This is a genomic window from Aureispira sp. CCB-QB1 (assembly GCF_000724545.1).
GTDB lineage: Bacteria > Bacteroidota > Bacteroidia > Chitinophagales > Saprospiraceae > Aureispira.
In genome coordinates this window covers 14,356-32,256 of the sequence record NZ_JHBV01000005.1, presented here as the reverse complement: position 1 = coordinate 32,256, position 17,901 = coordinate 14,356, and the positions used below count along the sequence as shown (strand labels likewise).

The following is a 17,901-nucleotide window of genomic DNA, read 5'->3' as shown; positions in this document are numbered from 1 at the left end:
ATTATAACAATCAAGTCCTGACAATATAAATTGAATGATGGGAAAAGAAGCAAATAAATCTGATGAGGTAAACAATATCTTGGCTCAAAAAGAGCAGGAAATTGTGCTACTGAAGGAAGAAAAGGTTCGAATGGAAGCGGAACTAAATCTAGCCAAAGACATTCAACTGAATATGGTGCCAATGAGCCACCCTGATTTTGGAGGACGAAAAGATTTTGAACTGTATGCAAAACTAATCTCGGCAAGAGAGGTTGGGGGCGATTTTTATGACTATTATTTGTTAGATGATACTCACTTAGGAATTGTAGTAGGAGATGTGTCAGGAAAAGGAGTAGCTGCTGGGTTTATGATGGCTGTTGGCAAGGCTTTGTTAAAGTCTAGAGCAGCAACAGATTTTTCTACTGCAAGTATTATGAGTCATGTGAACCAAGAAATGGCGACCAATAACCCTAATTACATGTTTACGACTGTTTTTATGGGAATTATTGACTTAGCAAAAAAAGAAATGGTGTATACAAATGCAGGGCACAACCCTACTTTTATTCGCCAAAAAGAAGGCAACTTGATAAAGTTGTCCACCTTGCATGGTCCTGTAGTGGCTGCAATGGAAGATATAACGTATGGAGAATCAACCATCTCCTTGTCGGTGGGAGATGTGATTTTTGCGTATACCGATGGAATTACCGAAGCACATAACAGTGCTTTAGAATTGTTTTCAGAAACTCGGCTGTGCCAATCCTTAGAGCGACCTTTCAAAAATGTAAAGGATACAGTAGAGCGATTGGTCATGGATATATTACTATTCGAACGAGGAGAAGAACAATTTGACGATATAACCGCTTTGTGTGTTGAAATAAAAGAATAAACAATGGGGGAGATACATTCAAAAAAAATTATTATTAAAAACACCATAGAGGAAGTGCAACGTGCAATTAGTGCGTTTGAAACTTTTGCGATACAGTATGATATTCCTGAAACAATTATGATAAAGGTAAATATTGTGTTAGACGAACTGTTATCCAATATAGTTAAGTACAGCTTTCCCGATGATGACGAACACGAGATTGATATTTCAATAGAGCTGTTCACAACTGGAAAATTAATTATTCAATTGACCGATGCAGGAATACCTTTTAATCCTTTTGATACACCTGAACCAGATCTATCTATCCCCCTAGAAGATCGTGAAGTAGGTGGCTTGGGTATTCTTTTGGTGAAGAAATTGATGGATGAATACAGTTATAAGAGACAGGTGAATTTAAACATCACCTCAATGATTAAAAACAATTGTTAGAAAATAAATAAGGATGCTCAACAATAGAAAAAGTTCCCGTTCTATTGGTTGTAGTGTACAAAAGACTAGGCTATTTAAATAGCAAAGGATAAAATAAATGACAAAGAAGTTAGGAACAATACAACAATATTTTAAAGAAGATGTCACTGCGGCCTTTGGTTTAGCATTGGTCGTTCTACCTATTGCGCTCGGCATTGCTGTCGCATCTGGAGTGCCACCAATGGCAGGCGTTCTATCTGCTGTTGTAGGGGGCATTGTTGCAACTTTCTTCCGTGGGAGCCATATTACAATTAATGGACCTTCGGCGGGATTAATTGCAGTGATGTTGTCTGGCGGAATAGCACTAGGCGATGGGGAATCTTTGATTGGATTTCAATCTCTATTAGGGGCAACTATTGTTGCAGGTATAGGGCAATTGTTGTTCGGAATGTTTCGATTAGGTGAACGAGGAGATATTATTCCAACCGCAGCAATTAACGGAATGCTGGCGGCTGTAGGATTTACAATTATTGTTACTCAGGTTCATTTGGTATTTGGTGTCTCGCTAGAAAGTGAGAGTGCTTATGAGAGCTTTTCTATGATCAAAGAGAGTTTTTGGAAGTTGAACCCAATTATCTTAATCATTAGCCTTGTTGCAGCCATTACACTATTTGTGCACAAGCAGATGAGTATAAAAATGATGCAAAGGGTACCAACACCGATTTGGATCGTTTTATTTACAATTCCAATTGTTTACTATTTTAACTTTTTTGAGACGCATTATGTACCGTTTTTTAACACGGCTTACCCTGTAGGGCCAACGTATTTGGTCGATATTCCATTAGATATAAAACAGTACCTCGTCTTTCCTAGTTTTGCAAAAATTGACCAATGGGAGTTTTGGTCGGTTGCTTTGAGTATTTTAGCTGTTTCAGCTATTGAAACTTTGGCAAGTGCTAGAGCAGTCGATAAATTAGATCCTTTGGAACGCAACACGAATTTGAATAAAGAGTTGATTGCAACAGGATTAAGTTCTATTGCTGCTGGATGTATCGGTGGTTTGCCCGTTATTACGGCAATTCCTGTTTATAATGGAGCAAAGACAAAATGGTCCAATCTTTACTATGGAATTATACTAGCACTGTTTGTTCTAATTTGTGCTCCAATTATTCGTTGGATTCCTTTAGCAGCATTGGCGGTATTATTGATTTATACAGGATACAAATTGGCAACACCCAAACTTTGGGTGGATACTTATAGAAAAGGAGACGATCAATTTTTGATTTTCTTTACTACTTTTTTTGCCACCTTAGTCTATGGATTATTGGCAGGTTTGTTTATCGGAATTGTGACAACAGTATTTAATCACTATGCCAAGTCAAACTTAAAACTTAAGAAATTTATAGATTACCTAACGCAACCTTCTATTCAAACAACACGTACTGAAAATACACACGAACTTTATGTTAAACTAGAGGGAATTGTGAATTTTGTCAATATTCCCAAATTGAAAAAAGTATTGAAGGTCAGTGCCAAAACGGAAAAGCATATCATTGTAGATATGTCTCATGCTCGTCTGATAGATTATACTGTGTTAGAGTATTTGCACGATGATGCCCCCCGCTATGATTTGCCTGATAATATTAATTTCGAATTGGTTGGTCTAGGAGCACACGATGCTTATTCCCGTCATCCTAATGCAACTAGAATACTACCTAGTGATAAAAAACCACAGTTAAACCAACGTCAAATAGCCTTAAAGACATTGTCAGAAGAAAATAATGGAGAATTTTGGCCTGAGGTTCGTTGGGATTTTCAACAATTAAAAGACTTTGAATTTTTTAAAAGCAGAACTATAGAATATACCTTTAATACAGCGAAAGGAAACTATAAGATGTTTTTTGAATGGCAGACTTGTGATATTACCTTTGAGGAAGGAGGCGTTTTCTCTAACCAAGAACGTTATACAAGTGTGTCTATTTTACACCTCCCATTTAATGCTCCCAAGTTTGTATTGCAACGAGAAGCACTTTTAGATAAAATTGGCGTGAAATTAGCCTTAAGAGAAGAAGATATTAATATGGAAGAGTATCCTGATTTCTCAGAAAAGTTTTTGCTAGAAGGTGCAGACCCCGCAGCCATACGCAAATTTTTTAACCAACCATTGGTTGAATATTTGAATAGCAACCCATATTATCATATGGAATGCAATGGTACTATGTTGTTGATTTTTAAGGAAATGCGTTTTGCTACTCCTTCAGCAATGACTCGGATGCATACATTTAGTAACGAATTGGCAGAGATATTGCTAGAAAGTTGGAAAGCACAGCCATTAGATTTAGAAGCAATGCTGTAATCCATTGCTGAGTCTTTTGAGTGCTTGGGACTTGAGCAAGACAAAATACCTACTTTTTCTTAGTAGGATGATTTTTGAGCTGCTTGAGTAGTAATATCTTGAACAATAACATCTCTTGCCCCTGAGAGAGATATATTTATTTATGAATAAAAAATAGCATTATGAATCATTATCGACTAAGTCAAAAAAACAGTTTTTCTAATCGTTATCAATTAGGGAAAGTACAATTTTGGGTTTTGGGTTTAGTTGCGCTCTTTTGCTTAGGAGCAACAACAACTTCTTATGGGCAAAAAAGAAAACGAAACAAAAAGCATATTTTGCCTTATTTAAAAGACATTAAATCCGCCGAAGAAATTTCGGAAATTTATAACAAATTTGATCGTTTAAAATACCAAGTTATTGGACATTTTAGCAATAGAGACCAAGTAGCAGCAGGTACAACAACAGAACCGCAACAAGAGTTTATTGTGATGCCTATTCTGAAAGATCGACCAGGAGAATTTTGGGTATATTTGGAGTTTTTCTCTCCAAAATTAATAGATGCTCCAATGGATCAACGGGTAGAGCAGTATGTTCAAGTAACACGAGATTCCTTTAGAATGGAGGTATACTATCTCAAAAACCCTAAGAAATATGTCAATGCATGGAAACACGCCAAGTTCCCTGACTTGAATATCAAAAAAGATTTGGTTAGAGGAGATGGCTGTGATTTGATTATTGCACACCAAGAAGACAAGCCTGGTACATTTAAGACCGTACCACCAAAAGAAATTAATTGTGAGATGTTGACAGCTGAAGGTCCTGCACGTTATGTTGATCTAGAATTTGAATTAAGCGATTCTAAATACCTCATGTGGTTCCACTTCTATAACTCTAGCAAAGAGCATTTGAAAAAAAGCGCTAAAAATGGCTTAGAATTTAAACGTTTGAAAGAAGATGAAATGGGGCATCTGTTAACAGAAAACTAAGAGTTTATCTTTGCCTAAAATGCTCCATCAATATTACTTTGATGGAGCATTTTTAATTGGGGTAGGTAAAGGAAGTTTATAATAGTCTAGCTAAATACTTTCCTATTTTTTTGCCAGCTTCTTTGTAAGCCTGACCCACTCTAATTTTAGAGAAAATTTCATCATAACTATAAATAAACCGAGGGCTTTGTGCTGCTACTTTTAAGACAGCAACTTCCTTATTAGTAGCCGTTTCAACAATTTTAATGGTAGTATGAATTTGTGCTCTTTTTCTTATAATTAGAGCATTAAATCCTAAATCTACATAATCGGTATTAACGACCATGGTGTACTTTGTCTCATCGGTATTGTCCAAGAATTGAAGTTGAGTTTTTGCGGTACGTTTGGTAAGCCAATGCAAAAATTCTGGTTGAAAGTGACAGAACCTGTCATTAATCCATGCTTTGTGCCAAATTTTTCCCCTGCCCAATTTCATATTGTCGTATCGATTTACTTTTTGTAATACGTAGTTCTCTTCAGAGCCAAATTTTCCAACAGACATATTGTTATACGTAAAACGAACACCAATGGTGCTTTGGTCACTCAATAAAGCTTTTAGATCTCCCTTTTTTACATAGACTTGCGCTTTGACATTGTGAAAAGAAAATAAACTTATAGATAGGAGCATTAAAAATATTGCGTTTTTCATTTTTTGTAGTTTAAATTTTTTGGTGATAGAAACTATTGGTTGTCAAAAAAATTAATAGTTTGCTAGTTTGTACAATGCGCATTTTAAAACAAGCTCTTGGTAATTTGATTTAGAAAACGGGATGATTTTAAAATAGGATGGGAAAGAAATTGTTAAGAAAAATCTAAATAAAAAACCTCATCAACTTTATAGCTGATGAGGCAAGTATCTATATCTGTTTGTAATTAGAGCCTAAATTTTAAACAGGCTCTTAAACTTACTCCACAGGTTTTTCTTCTGTTTTAGGAGCTTCTTCTTCCTCTTCATCATCTGAAGAAAAAATGCCATAGGCAATAAGTCCTCCAATTACAACGATAAAAAGTAATTTACCTCCGATAGAGTGCCAAAAAGATAGGGATGGCGATTCTGGTAAGGTAATATCAGCCTCCTTTGCAAGAACGTCCAATTCTTCTTTTGTCATCATCACATAACTATCGTCCTCACCTGTATAGCCACACCAACGAATGTCATAATTCCAAACAGGAATAAAGAGAATAGTCACTTGTTTGTAAATACAACCTGCATCAACATAAGTACCATCGTCCATCTGAAATTGTTCTGTGTCAGGAAAGTCTTGGACTTTAGCCATTGCTTCTCCTCCAAAGCTAAAGAATCCACCCCCTCTACGGGCTTCTGCGGATTGAGAGTTTAAAAGAGAAAATGCTAAAATTAGTAAAGTGATTGAAAATAGTTTAGACATAATTAAAGTGTTTAGAGTTTAAAAAGTGAATTAATTAGGTAAACATTAAACTGATACGATTTACTTCGTGAGCTCGGTTCGCTGCTACTGTGTGGTTTCAACAGAATAATGTTAAATGGTTGTACTATTTATCGTAATGATTGGCACAAAAAAGTATGGAATTATACGGATTGTTGATTTGATATAGTTTAAAAATAGGGTGTTGTATTATAGCACTTAGCTGCGCTACTACTTCGTGGTTTGTTGATAATCAAGTTGATATAATTTTTTTTACGAAGTAATGGTATTAAGAGGTTAGGTTTTATTATATTTTTAATAAACTATAAACCACAACAATATACTCTTTATAAAAGAAAATGTTTCAAATAGTCTGAATAGTTCTGATTTTTTTTGATTTTAGAGGCGAAATAAGACCAATCTGCTTGCAATTCATTGAGTTGAGGTCAAAAAATGCTAAAACGTTAAGAAAAAAACTAGATGAAGGAACTTGTATTGATGGATCATGATGGTGGTATAGATGATTTATTGTCTGTCTTACTCTTACTAACAATGCCTAATATTGAACTAATTGGGATTACTGTAACTCCAGCAGATTGCTTTTTGGAGCCGGCCATAGAGTCTACCTACAAGTTGTTGCAAATGACTCAAAAAGAACACATCCCTATTGGTAGAGGAACGTTTAATGGAGTCAATGCTTTTCCTAGTGAATGGAGGGCTAGACCAGAGATTGTTAATTCATTGCCTATGCTAATCAATTTACCTCCCTCACCAGATCCTTATAGTTTACCAACGGCAGTTGATTTGATGATTGCGAGTTTAGAGGCAGCAGAAGCACCTGTTAAAATTATTATGACAGGTCCTTGTTCCAATCTTGTTTTGGCAATAGCGCAAAAACCTAGCATAGCAACAAAAATTAAAGAAGTTATTTGGATGGGGGGAGCGTTTAGAACGTCTGGAAATGTTCAAACCTACCAACACAATGGCACTGCCGAGTGGAATGTTTATTGGGATCCCATTCACGCACAAAAGCTTTTTGAATTAGAATTACCATTGATTTTAATTCCGCTGGATGTTACCAATCATGTTCCTGTTGACAAGGCTTTTTTATCCAAGTTGGCGAAACAAGCTAAGTATGAACTTTCCAACTTGGCGGCACAATTTTGGGCCTTGACAGTCGATAATATCCCAAGTTATCACTATATTTATTATATGTGGGATATTCTAGCAACAAGTTATGTTGCCTTAGAGCATTATTTTGTAGTAGAAGACGTTCAAGCAGAAGTTGTGGTTCGCCCTCCTAATGCAGGGCAGACATTGTTGAGCAATTCTCCCAATAGTAGACGAGTGAAAATTGCTGTAGATGTTGATAAAGAAGTGTTTTATAAATACCTTTTTACTCAATTTAAAGCAGACTTCTTGGCAACTCCCTAAACTAGATTTTAGTGTTTTTTAGTCCAAAGGCAGGAACAAAGTGATGGGGTAACGATGAATTATAAGAGATAGAAAAGCACTTAGTAAAGTAATCTGAGTACTCAGACATCAAGAAATTAAAAAAATAAAGATGAATCCTAAAATAAAAAAAGGTAGTGCCGACACAGCCAAAGTCATCTACAATTGGAATGGGAAAAAGCTAATTATTGGAAACGCTCCGTATGGAGAAGTAGCGTATAATTTTGACGGTGCTGCCATTCGAGAAGGGAATTCGCAGTTCAATAAAGTATTGTACAATTGGGATGGAACAAATCTGCGTGTTGGCAACCAGAAATCGGGCGATATTATTTACAACTTTCACAACAATAAATTAGTAGAAGGTAGTTCGCCCTCTAATAATGTCATTTGCAACTGGCCCAATGGTTTGTTGAGGATGGGCGAGGAAGTAGAAGGCGATATTTTGTACAATTGGGATGGCGATATTCCTGCCCCTATTTTGATGATTGTTTTGATGGAGGAAGGTATTATTGATCGCCATTTATAAGTGATCAATACTTGTCTTTAGCTTCCTCAAAAAATAGTAGTACAACGCATTGACACAACGTAGCAATTTTTAATCTTTTAGAGCATCCACAGCTTCTCCAATCCCACGAATGGTCAGAGGAAACATTTTTTGCTCAGTGAATTCTTGAAGCATTTGAATAGAGCGAGTCCATTGCCATTCGTTTTGAGGCAACGGATTTAACCAGACCAAGTTTTTGAATTTTTGTTTAAAACGATCGAGCCATACAATTCCTGCTTCTTCATTATAATGTTCTACACTGCCATGCTTCATCATAATTTCATAAGGAGACATAGCCGCATCACCTACAAAAATGACTTTGTAGTCACTATTATATTTGTTGAGAACATCATAGGTAGAAATGTATTCTCCCCAACGCCGAGTACTATCTTTCCATAGCATTTCGTAAACACAATTATGAAAATAATAGAATTCTAGATTTTTGAATTCATATTTAGCCGCCGAAAAAAGCTGCGAACAAAGTTCAATATGGTCATCCATAGAGCCTCCAATATCTAGCAACAGCAAAACTTTAACCGTATTTTTCTTTTTGGGCAACATTTTTAGCTCCAGCATTCCCGCATTTTCAGAAGTTTTTTTGATGGTTTGTTGCAGGTCTAATTCTTCCTCTGTTCCCTCACGGGTAATTTTGCGCAAGCGTTTTAATGCCAGTTTCATATTTCGAGTCTCTAACTCTACATCGTCTTTGAGATTTTCAAAATTGCGTTTGTCCCAAACTTTGACCGCACGACGATGCCTAGATTCGTGTTGACCAATACGAATGCCTTCTGGGTTATAACCATAAGCCCCAAAAGGAGAAGTACCACCAGTACCTATCCATTTGTTTCCTCCTTGGTGTCGTTCGTTTTGTTCTTTGAAAAGCTCTTGGATGCGCTCAAGCAATTTTTGGAGTCCACCCATGGTTTTGATTTTGTCCATTTCTTCTTGGGAGAACAATCGTTCTCCGTTTTGCGTAAGCCAGTTTTCAGGGATTTCGAATAACGCTTCATCTGTAATTGTTTCAATACCTTTAAAATATAATCCAAATAGTCGATCAAAATCGTCTAAATGCTTTTCATTTTTAACAAGAGAAATGCGGCACAAGTAATAAAACTCGTCAACACTTTTTTTTATAACACCTTTATTGAGGGCTTCTAATAAGGACAAGTACTCCACCAAACTAACAGGAATGCCTTGATGTTTTAGGAGTAAGAAAAAATCTAAAAACATCTTAATTTTTTTGCAAATGTTTTAACAATGCCAAGTCTTGTTCATTTTTAATGATAGCCCCAACCAATGGAATACGACCTTGTTGTTGTGCTTCTTTTAAACCATCTGCATTAATGTTGCCAACCATTAACAACTTAATCCAATCCAATAACTCACTCGTAGACGGTTTCTTTTTTAAACCTCGGATGTTTCGGATGGCATAGAATTGCTCCATTGCTTCGTGAACCAAACGCTGTTCCAAATTGGGATAGTGTACCTCAATGATTTGACTCAAAGTAGCTCGATCAGGAAAGGAGATATAATGGAAAAAACAACGTCTTAAAAAAGCATCTGGCAGTTCTTTTTCGTTATTTGATGAGATAATAACAATTGGGCGATGCTTGGCTTTAATGGTCTTGTTGAGTTCATAGCAGAAGAACTCCATTTTATCCAACTCTAGTAGTAAGTCGTTGGGGAACTCAATATCCGCCTTGTCGATTTCGTCAATTAATAAAACAACTCGCTCGTCTGCTTCAAAAGCCTCCCATAGTTTTCCTTTGATAATGTAGTTGGAAATGTCATGTACTTTTTCGTCTCCCAATTGAGAATCCCTCAACCTAGACACGGCATCATAGTCGTACAAACCTTGTTGTGCTTTGGTAGTCGATTTGATGTGCCAAGTAAAGAGTTGTTTATTCAATCCTTTAGCAATTTCGTGTGCCAATAATGTTTTTCCTGTTCCTGGTTCTCCTTTAATTAATAACGGTTTCTCCATAGCAATGGAAGCATTAACGGCTAATTGCAAATCTTTGGAGGCTATATAATGGTCAGTTCCTGTAAATTTCATGTGAATGGATGACTAGTTGTTAAATAGAAAACACGAAGATAGTATTTTAGTTTTAAAAGGAGTCTTGATAAGGACTAATCTTGTTCTACATTACCTTCCATTTGTATCCATAATTGAGGGTAGTTTTTAGCATTACTATGAATCATGACACTAGAATTAAATTCGCTATCATCAATAGGACGCCACTTGAGGCAGATTTTAGTTTGTTCATTAGGTTTGAGTATCTTTTTTTTGATTTTAATTGTCGTACAATGGCAGCCCTCTTCCAATTTAGAAATTACCAAATCTTGATCGCCTGTGTTTATTAAAATCAAGGTTCTTTTAGTGATTTTTTTCGCTTTGAGAATACCAAAGTCTAGCAGGGTGTATCCCTCGTCATTAATAGCCATTTCAGCCAACTCTATATTTTGAGCAAGCGTGTACTGGAAGGAAAAGAGCAAAGAACAAAGTAAAAGTAATTTCATTGATTCAATAATTCGTTGAAGCGATGTAGTAGCAATTATGATTGATCGGCTAAAAATAATCAAGATTTAGGAATTTGTTTGAGTGGTCTTGTGCGTAGGCAAGCAACCATGTACTAATTGTTCGTCAAAACGTTCTGGAAATTCCTCTACACCTGGAAAACCTAAGCGAATGTCACGACCTGAATAGGGGATATGATTGGTGCCAAAGATATAATCCCAACAACTCAATGTCAATCCAAAATTGACCCCATAGGGCTTGTCTGCTGGCAAGTCGTAAGCGTGGTGCCAAATGTGCATTTCGGGACTGTTAAAAATATATTTGATAACAGGACTAAGGATAAATCCGAGACCTGCCGAAATACCTACAATTAGAAGAATGCCCAAGCCTGTTGCTTCAAAAGCAAAAAAAGCAGCAAAGAGTCCTATAAGGGTGCCAAAACCAATGCCTTTGACCCATTCAGGAAACTTAGCATTAGCGTGGTTGTAATGTCCTACAATGAGTGTGAAAATATGAATGATAAAAAAATCATTTAAGCCAATACCTATCAAAGCTAAGGGAAGATATTCTAGTGTTTTGTAAACAACATTTTCCATCCAGTGATAGCGCAAGTGGGCGGCAAAACCCATTTGTTCCACTGAATGATGAACTTTGTGAAACTCCCATAAAAAAGAACTTCTATGCAAAAGTCGATGGACCCACCATTGAACAAAATCACGGACAAAAAAGCCTAAGACCAAATGAGCCCAAATAGGCATGGCTTGGACTTCTATTGCTACTAAATTATTAATACCAATAGCTGCCAATGCATCGGTAAATAAATTAACGACAACATCAGATGCTGCATGAAAAATAATTAAAGAAAAAATAAAGAAGTTGAAAAACATATAGAAGGCATCTAACCAAAAATCCTTTCTGAATTTAGGCTGATTTTTGCGCCAAGGTGTCAGCAATTCTAACCCAAAAAAAACGAGCGATATTAGGATTAAAAGATAAAAGTAGTTTTGCCACAAAGGTTTATAGTCATAACTTAGTGTTATTTCACTGACTAAAAAATGGTAGTAACTAGCATAGGCTTCTTTAAGTATTTGTAAATAGTCACTCATGGTATTGGTGTTAATATGATCAAACACATCATTAGACAAAAAATGATGCTTAAAAGTAACGAAAATAAGTTAAAGAATTTGTCATTTTTCAATCATAGTAAGTAAGAGGTCAGAAAAAATAAGAACAAACAATAGGATTATTTTTTTGAACGATTACTTACTTCTTCTAATTGAAATTAATAAGGCTCTACTATCGACATATAAAAAACTCATACCTCTTTTGCGATCGGTAATGTTTGGTCATAACTCCATTCTATCCAAGAGCCATCATAGTTAGCAACATTAGGAAAGCCTAACAGTTTGTATAATACAAAAGTAGTATGTGCCGATCGAACACCAGATTGGCAGTAAACGATAATTTTTTTATGCTTTGAGATATGTTTAAACAGTTTTGCTAAGTCTTTGTTGCTTTTAAAGCAATATTTGTTTTCGTAAGCAATCGTATGGGTATAATTGAGGTGTATGGCTTGAGGAATATGCCCTGCTCGAAAAGCATTTTTCTTTATTATTTTGCCAATAAATTCTTCTGTAGTACGACAGTCAAGGATGAGCGTATTGGTATCCGTTAAAGCATGAAGAAGATCTTGCTTAGTTGCTTTTAAGTGGGGTTGTTCGCTAGACGAAAAATGGAATACCTGAGGAATAGGAGAGGTTGAAGCTTGGGAGACAAACATTTTGGAAGCATTTTGAATGCCTCCATTTAACAAATAACTATTGAGGTGTCCATAAGTGGTCAATATCCACCACAAACGAGCAGCATCTACATTGCCATTATCATCATAAAGAACGATTTTACTATCTGCTGTCGCTCCCAATGTTCCCATAAGTGCCTCTACATCTTCTTTTTCTAGCATCATTCCTTTGTACGGGTAATGAACACTTTCAATATCGGGTCTCCAGAGTTGCACGGCACCTTTAATGTGTCCTTTTTGATATAAACTATCTGGTCGTACATCTATAATAACAACAGATGTCGTTGTATCTTTTTGCCATGTAGCAAGTTGTTGATAGTTGATGATATTTTGATTTAGGGAATAAGTTGTTTCTACTACTGTTGTACTATCTGTGATAGGGATGGGCAGCTCTGTTGCTGTCTTTTTTTCGGTAGGAGAAGTACAAGAGAACAGAACAGCAATCCATGCCACCACCAAACAACATTTATAATTAAATTTGGTCATTGGTATTAATTTTAGTAGTTCGTTGATTAGTTCGCTACGCTCATGAGGGCGCAAGCTTAGTTTTTTACTTTTTTAGCTCGCTGCGCTCGTGAGATCGCAAGCTTAGTTACCAAAAAGATAAAAAAGCACATTTATATTAGTTTAGCTTCGCTGCTACTTCGTGGTACTTCATGAGTGCTGCGCAGTTGATAATCAAAATTTTAACATAAAACGCAATAAAGGTGCAACTTGCTGATTATCAATCTAATAAAGTTTAGCTGCGCTGCTACTGCGTGGTTTCAACGAACTATTGTAATTTGTGTGTGATCAAAATTTGTACTTCGTGAAATAAATTAGTATGCTTTTCACGAAGCATTGCAAAATATTACTTCATCAGAAAACTAACTAACAAGGAAATGCATAGAGGGGCAAGACCTTGAAGCTAGAGCAGGTAATATTAATTCATTAGACAATCAACTCTGTATGAGTTCACTTGAATCGGGGGAGCATGGATCGAGAAGTTGAGCCGTTATTAAAATCTTTTTAATAACATCATTCTCCGTTGATTTTTCAATGGAGTATTAACATTATCAAGATAGGATAATATATTTGGATAAAATACAATAAGAATAACTTTAAGTATATCGTAACATATTTTTTATAATCATTCGAAATAGCCTAATTTGTGAATTTCAAATAAACGAAAGGATGATTTTCAAAAAGCTCTGGGAAGAATGTGTTAAAGCGGCATATATTCGTATTAAAATTTAAACAAGAAGCCGCTCCTATTTTGATTCCTTATTGAATATTGTATATTTGTTAAGAGCCAAAATTTTTGTTGGTTTTAAGGAACTTTTTAGATAGTATTGCTATTGTATATGATAATAATACTATTAAGTGAAAGTTTTGAAAAAAATCCAATCAGTTTCTAATCAGAAGTTGATCCAATCTATACAAGAAAATTAAATAAGAATGAGTTACTTTCAAGGAGAAACCCCTGACAATTACGAGCAAAAATGTCTGTGTACTTTAGTTCTAGATACTTCTGGATCTATGAGTGGTGCAGCGATTCGAGAGCTAAATCGAGGCTTACAAGAATTTTATGCAGCGATAGAAGAAGATCTGATTGCCGCCAATCGTTTAGAGGTTGGAATTATTACATTTGGTAGTAGTATTAAAACAATCCAAGATCCTGCGTTGATTGATAATTTTGATATGCCAACGCTAACAGTAGCAGGGACTACTCGTTTGGTAGATGCTGTTCGGGAAGCGATGCGTAAAACAGAACAACGCAAGCAGTGGTATAAAGAAACAGGGCAGCCATATTATCGACCGATTATTGTTTTGATTACGGATGGCGAACCAGACAGAGATCAGGATGTAAAAGGTTTGTCTAGTGAAATTCAAAGTGCTGTAGATTCCAAAAAGTTTACTTTTTGGGGACTAGGGGTAAAAGGATTTAATCAACATGTATTGAATGAGATTTGTCCGAATTCTGCCCCAGCAATTCCATTAGCTGGATATAAATTTGCAGAATTCTTCAAGTGGTTGAGTAATAGTATTGGAATTATTACCAAATCTAAAGAAGGAGATAGCATTGAGTTGCCACCAGTAAGTGACTGGGCTCAAATGAAATTCTAGGGAACGCCTAAAAAAATAGAAACAATTGGATAGTGAAGCCCTGTCGCATCATTATCCTTTTGGTTTTTGCATTAGTTTGTTCTTGATAAGTAGTTAGCAACGCTGCCAACTACTACTTGATACTGATTGAAAACAAACTGTTAACAACAAAAAAATGTCTAGCAATAATAAGAATACAAATTGGGTTGTCGCTTATGCTTCTGTAATTGGAAATGGGCATGTTTTGATGAATTTGCCTTGTCAAGACAGTTGTGCCCATCAACGAATCAACGAAACGTGGGGAGTAGCTGTCGTTGCAGATGGTGCAGGATCTGCTAAGCATTCAGATATAGGATCGGATTTTGTAGCCCGAAATATGGCGCATTGTCTGGAAGAAATTGTTCAAAGAAATGGTTGGGATAGCGCAGAGAAAATGCCTTCTGAAGAAGTTTGGAGAGTAGAAGCATTAAAAGGATTGCAAATCGTTCGGCAACGTTTGGAACAATTTGCTACTGCCAAGGCTTATAAAATACCAGATTTGGCATGTACTGTATTGGCTGTTTTGTATGCTCCTTTTGGCATTTTAACCACGCATATTGGAGATGGTCGAGCTGCTTATTCGGTCGAGCCAGGCAAATGGGAAGCATTGATAGAGCCGTTTAGGGGAAGCGAGGTGAATGAGACTGTTTTTATCACCTCTAATATCTGGACAACAGACGGTGTGGATTTATACATCGAAACGGGAGTTATTAAGAACGATATTCGAGCCTTTGCGTTGTTGAGCGATGGTTGTGAAAATGGCTCTTTTGAAGTCAATGTTTGGGACGAAGAAAAACAGAAGTACCACGACCCCAACCGTCCATACAATAAGTTTTTTGAACCGAACTTAAATGGAATGTTACAGCTTAAAAAAGAGCGAAAATCACAGGAAGAAATTAATGCTATTTGGGGGGGCTTTCTAAAAGATGGCAGCAAGCAATTTAAGCACGAAACAGATGATAAAACAATGATTTTAGGTGTTTATGCGCCTATAGTCGAAAAAAACATTCAACCCAAAAAAGAAGAAAATCTCTAGCATTGAGTGACTAATTTCCCATTAAAACTTATCAACTCCTAACGTGCCAAAACAACTGTACATAAAATCCATCAATCAAGCGGTTATCATAGAAGATAATCCATTTGCTTCAGGAGGAGAGGGAGAGTTGTTTAAAATCTTGCAACCGTTGGAGTTGAGCAATTGTGTAGCCAAAGTTTTTCATTTGAATAAACGAGATGCACAAAAAGAAGCGAAAATTGAGTACTTATTAGAGAACCCTCCCTTTTTTGAAGGTGCTTTAAACGAACAGCCGATTGTTTGGGTCAAGCACATGTTGTATGATGCCCAAGGCGATTTTGCAGGGTTTGTTATGCCGAAGGCAACAGGAGAGAAGTTGGAAATTTTGACATCTCCTAAATTACCCAAACATTTAGGGAAAGAATGGAAACGCTTTAAGTTAGGAGGTGATGAAGCCTTACGTTTGCGCTTAAAAGTTTGTTATAATTTGGCGGTAGCGTTAAGGATGGTGCATGCAACGGGAAAATATGTTTTGGTAGATTTAAAGCCAGACAATATTTTGATTAAAAGCAACGGAGTTGTTTCTATTGTAGACACTGACTCTATAGAAGTAGTGGAAAATGGTATGACTCTTTTCCCTGCTACTGTTGCGACCCCAGAATACACCCCTAATGAATATTACACAGGAACAAAGCCAGGAAAAGTTTTGATAGATCCTTCTTGGGATAATTTTAGTTTGGCTGTAATTTATTACCGCTTGTTGTTTGGGGTGCATCCTTATGCGGCAACCTCCAAAGCTCCTTATGATAATGTAAATGCTTTGGGGGATAAAATTAAGCATGGGTTGTTTGTGCATGATCCTAAATTGTCACAACAATTTACCGTTGTGCCGCCGCCTCATCGGCGATTTGCCAAGATTGATCGGGATTTAAGAAAACTATTTATGGGCGCTTTTGTCAGTGGTTATGAAAATCCCAAATTGCGACCAACTGCCGAGGAATGGGGGCAAACTTTAGCCAATAATCCTTTGTTACTTACCAATCGACCACTACCTTCTAAAACATTGGAATTAAATAAAATCAATGAAAATAATTGGTTCGTAATGGCTTTAGAAAAGGCTCTAAAGGAGCAAAATTTATTAGCTCCATCCCAAAAGCAATCCACAGTTGCAGCACCTCAAATGACCTATTCTTTTGAAGCCGTTTGGAAAGAGGCGATGGAGAATTATAAGAAGGTAGGTCGAGTAATTGGACAGGTTTTTAAATATACCTTTCAGGTTTTGGCAGTAGTATTTGCTTTGTTTCTGATTGTTACCGTCTTAACAGGTGGCCCTTTGAGTGATATTGGATATGCAATTATGTCGGTTGGTAGTATTTTTGGCTTTATTTTAGGGCTAATTTTGGATATAGGCGGGTCGGGCTTGTTATTTTTGTTGTTGTTACTTCCATTTTTAGTAGCCAGTTTTCCAAAATTTTCGTCTGTTTTAAAAGATAGAACACAACAAACTCGAAAAAATCTAATTGGCAAGTTATCGTTTACAGAGGGGCAAAAACAGAGAAGCTTAGAAGAATTGCAATATACGTTGTACAATCAGCGTTCAAAAATTAAGCAACGTTTAAGAGAAATTCGCAACGAATTAATTGTTTGGTCGAAGGTTAAAGTAGACAAAGAAAAAGACTTTTTTCGAAAAAACACGGCAACTATTCTTGCTTCTAATCGGGATATTTCTTCTCAACTGAACGAAGAAAAAAAGGCTATTCAAGCACAAGACAAAAAAGCCAAATTATTGATGGAGGAAGAAGCTGCTGCCTTGAAACAGGCTCGACTAGATTATACCAAAATCTTAGAAAACCATCCTGTTTATGCTACATTGCAAGGCAAATCAGCTGCTCAAAAAATAGCTTTCCTAAACCAGCAATTAAATGCTCAACAACTCCTCAATGGTCCCAATCAACTGAATGCCCCTAAGCATTCCCTCGACATCCCTACAACGATTCAAGAGTTGAAGGCATTAGAGATAGAATTGAATGAAAAATTGAAAGAGATCAAAACAACCTTTGATAAGAAACACGCTGATTTATTGGGCAATGCGAACGAATACAAAATTCGAATAGAGGACTTGGTAAAAGAGTCGGTTGATACCATGCGTGAACGAACTAAGATAGATGCTAACTTAATGGATACTAGCTTTAGAAAACTCCTCAAAAGTATTCAAAAACTAGAAATTGAAATTCAGGATAAAGAAGATGAGTTGACGGAAATTAACCAAGAGATTAAAGTCTTAAAACAGGAACTTAAAACATATAAATGATATACCCATTTTGTAGGGGTTATATGGAACACACTAACTACATCTAATCATTTCCCTCATATACGCTACCTTTTCATCATGTAATCCTCTAAAAAAAGGGGGGGGCTCGTTGAAAATT

The 17,901-nt window shown here is 36.3% G+C and carries 16 protein-coding genes; 9 read left to right on the top strand and 7 right to left on the bottom strand.

The features are described from left to right. The first annotated feature begins 34 nt into the window (after positions 1 to 34). The 4 genes from CG11_RS01525 (at position 35) to CG11_RS01510 (ending at position 4,597) form a co-directional block, all read left to right on the top strand. On the top strand, positions 35 to 865 hold the full coding sequence (locus CG11_RS01525) for a PP2C family protein-serine/threonine phosphatase (protein WP_081909433.1): 831 nt from the start codon (positions 35 to 37) through the stop codon (positions 863 to 865). A 3-nt stretch (positions 866 to 868) separates the two neighbouring features. Next, a complete protein-coding gene (locus CG11_RS01520; protein ID WP_052592406.1) occupies positions 869 to 1,294 on the top strand; it encodes an ATP-binding protein in 426 nt (141 codons plus the stop codon). 97 nt (positions 1,295 to 1,391) lie between these two features. Continuing rightward, positions 1,392 to 3,629, top strand: coding sequence for a SulP family inorganic anion transporter (locus CG11_RS01515; protein ID WP_052592404.1), 2,238 nt, complete (start codon positions 1,392 to 1,394; stop codon positions 3,627 to 3,629). A 161-nt stretch (positions 3,630 to 3,790) separates the two neighbouring features. Next, the gene (locus tag CG11_RS01510) at positions 3,791 to 4,597 is read left to right on the top strand and encodes a chromophore lyase CpcT/CpeT (protein WP_052592402.1); all 807 of its coding nucleotides are present in this window, start codon (positions 3,791 to 3,793) and stop codon (positions 4,595 to 4,597) included. 76 nt (positions 4,598 to 4,673) lie between these two features. Here CG11_RS01510 and CG11_RS01505 read toward each other — a convergent pair whose 3' ends face one another. Beyond that, positions 4,674 to 5,285: a hypothetical protein gene (locus CG11_RS01505; RefSeq protein ID WP_052592399.1), complete on the bottom strand. Its 612-nt coding sequence runs from the start codon at positions 5,283 to 5,285 to the stop codon at positions 4,674 to 4,676. A gap of 256 nt (positions 5,286 to 5,541) precedes the next feature. Continuing rightward, positions 5,542 to 6,024, bottom strand: coding sequence for a hypothetical protein (locus CG11_RS01500; RefSeq protein WP_052592398.1), 483 nt, complete (start codon positions 6,022 to 6,024; stop codon positions 5,542 to 5,544). A 477-nt stretch (positions 6,025 to 6,501) separates the two neighbouring features. On the opposite strand from CG11_RS01500, the gene CG11_RS01495 reads away from it, so the two are divergent. Next, positions 6,502 to 7,455 (top strand): nucleoside hydrolase, encoded by a 954-nt coding sequence (locus tag CG11_RS01495; RefSeq protein WP_052592396.1) that lies wholly within the window; start codon positions 6,502 to 6,504, stop codon positions 7,453 to 7,455. 130 nt (positions 7,456 to 7,585) lie between these two features. Further along, a complete protein-coding gene (locus CG11_RS01490; protein ID WP_052592394.1) occupies positions 7,586 to 7,999 on the top strand; it encodes a hypothetical protein in 414 nt (137 codons plus the stop codon). A gap of 69 nt (positions 8,000 to 8,068) precedes the next feature. Here the strand turns inward: CG11_RS01490 and CG11_RS01485 are convergent, their stop codons facing one another. The 5 genes from CG11_RS01485 to CG11_RS01465 all read right to left on the bottom strand — a co-directional run bounded on the left by CG11_RS01485 (position 8,069) and on the right by CG11_RS01465 (position 12,819). Further along, positions 8,069 to 9,247: a VWA domain-containing protein gene (locus tag CG11_RS01485; RefSeq protein WP_052592392.1), complete on the bottom strand. Its 1,179-nt coding sequence runs from the start codon at positions 9,245 to 9,247 to the stop codon at positions 8,069 to 8,071. Position 9,248: 1 nt separating this feature from the next. Next, on the bottom strand, positions 9,249 to 10,073 hold the full coding sequence (locus CG11_RS01480; RefSeq protein ID WP_052592390.1) for a MoxR family ATPase: 825 nt from the start codon (positions 10,071 to 10,073) through the stop codon (positions 9,249 to 9,251). A 74-nt stretch (positions 10,074 to 10,147) separates the two neighbouring features. After that, positions 10,148 to 10,537 carry a DUF1573 domain-containing protein gene (locus tag CG11_RS01475; RefSeq protein ID WP_052592388.1) on the bottom strand — a complete coding sequence of 130 codons (390 nt, stop codon included), beginning with the start codon at positions 10,535 to 10,537 and terminating at the stop codon, positions 10,148 to 10,150. Between the two features lie 66 nt (positions 10,538 to 10,603). After that, on the bottom strand, positions 10,604 to 11,641 hold the full coding sequence (locus tag CG11_RS01470) for a sterol desaturase family protein (RefSeq protein WP_052592386.1): 1,038 nt from the start codon (positions 11,639 to 11,641) through the stop codon (positions 10,604 to 10,606). A 209-nt stretch (positions 11,642 to 11,850) separates the two neighbouring features. Next, positions 11,851 to 12,819 carry a sulfurtransferase gene (locus CG11_RS01465; protein WP_052592384.1) on the bottom strand — a complete coding sequence of 323 codons (969 nt, stop codon included), beginning with the start codon at positions 12,817 to 12,819 and terminating at the stop codon, positions 11,851 to 11,853. 951 nt (positions 12,820 to 13,770) lie between these two features. Between CG11_RS01465 and CG11_RS01460 the strand changes: the two genes are divergently transcribed. The 3 genes from CG11_RS01460 to CG11_RS01450 all read left to right on the top strand — a co-directional run bounded on the left by CG11_RS01460 (position 13,771) and on the right by CG11_RS01450 (position 17,783). After that, entirely contained in the window at positions 13,771 to 14,439 is a 669-nt protein-coding gene (locus CG11_RS01460; protein ID WP_052592381.1) for a VWA domain-containing protein, read from the top strand. A gap of 154 nt (positions 14,440 to 14,593) precedes the next feature. Then, the gene (locus CG11_RS01455) at positions 14,594 to 15,493 is read left to right on the top strand and encodes a PP2C family serine/threonine-protein phosphatase (protein WP_052592379.1); all 900 of its coding nucleotides are present in this window, start codon (positions 14,594 to 14,596) and stop codon (positions 15,491 to 15,493) included. Between the two features lie 43 nt (positions 15,494 to 15,536). Next, positions 15,537 to 17,783 (top strand): hypothetical protein, encoded by a 2,247-nt coding sequence (locus CG11_RS01450; RefSeq protein WP_052592377.1) that lies wholly within the window; start codon positions 15,537 to 15,539, stop codon positions 17,781 to 17,783. Positions 17,784 to 17,901 lie beyond the last annotated feature (118 nt).

Bases quoted from the DNA above. Each gene is read 5' to 3' on its own strand.
- CG11_RS01525 (WP_081909433.1), top strand. From the start codon at position 35: ATGATGGGAAAAGAAGCAAATAAATCTGATGAGGTAAACAATATCTTG.
- CG11_RS01520 (WP_052592406.1), top strand. From the start codon at position 869: ATGGGGGAGATACATTCAAAAAAAATTATTATTAAAAACACCATAGAG.
- CG11_RS01515 (WP_052592404.1), top strand. From the start codon at position 1,392: ATGACAAAGAAGTTAGGAACAATACAACAATATTTTAAAGAAGATGTC.
- CG11_RS01510 (WP_052592402.1), top strand. From the start codon at position 3,791: ATGAATCATTATCGACTAAGTCAAAAAAACAGTTTTTCTAATCGTTAT.
- CG11_RS01505 (WP_052592399.1), bottom strand. From the start codon at position 5,285: ATGAAAAACGCAATATTTTTAATGCTCCTATCTATAAGTTTATTTTCT.
- CG11_RS01500 (WP_052592398.1), bottom strand. From the start codon at position 6,024: ATGTCTAAACTATTTTCAATCACTTTACTAATTTTAGCATTTTCTCTT.
- CG11_RS01495 (WP_052592396.1), top strand. From the start codon at position 6,502: ATGAAGGAACTTGTATTGATGGATCATGATGGTGGTATAGATGATTTA.
- CG11_RS01490 (WP_052592394.1), top strand. From the start codon at position 7,586: ATGAATCCTAAAATAAAAAAAGGTAGTGCCGACACAGCCAAAGTCATC.
- CG11_RS01485 (WP_052592392.1), bottom strand. From the start codon at position 9,247: ATGTTTTTAGATTTTTTCTTACTCCTAAAACATCAAGGCATTCCTGTT.
- CG11_RS01480 (WP_052592390.1), bottom strand. From the start codon at position 10,073: ATGAAATTTACAGGAACTGACCATTATATAGCCTCCAAAGATTTGCAA.
- CG11_RS01475 (WP_052592388.1), bottom strand. From the start codon at position 10,537: ATGAAATTACTTTTACTTTGTTCTTTGCTCTTTTCCTTCCAGTACACG.
- CG11_RS01470 (WP_052592386.1), bottom strand. From the start codon at position 11,641: ATGAGTGACTATTTACAAATACTTAAAGAAGCCTATGCTAGTTACTAC.
- CG11_RS01465 (WP_052592384.1), bottom strand. From the start codon at position 12,819: ATGACCAAATTTAATTATAAATGTTGTTTGGTGGTGGCATGGATTGCT.
- CG11_RS01460 (WP_052592381.1), top strand. From the start codon at position 13,771: ATGAGTTACTTTCAAGGAGAAACCCCTGACAATTACGAGCAAAAATGT.
- CG11_RS01455 (WP_052592379.1), top strand. From the start codon at position 14,594: ATGTCTAGCAATAATAAGAATACAAATTGGGTTGTCGCTTATGCTTCT.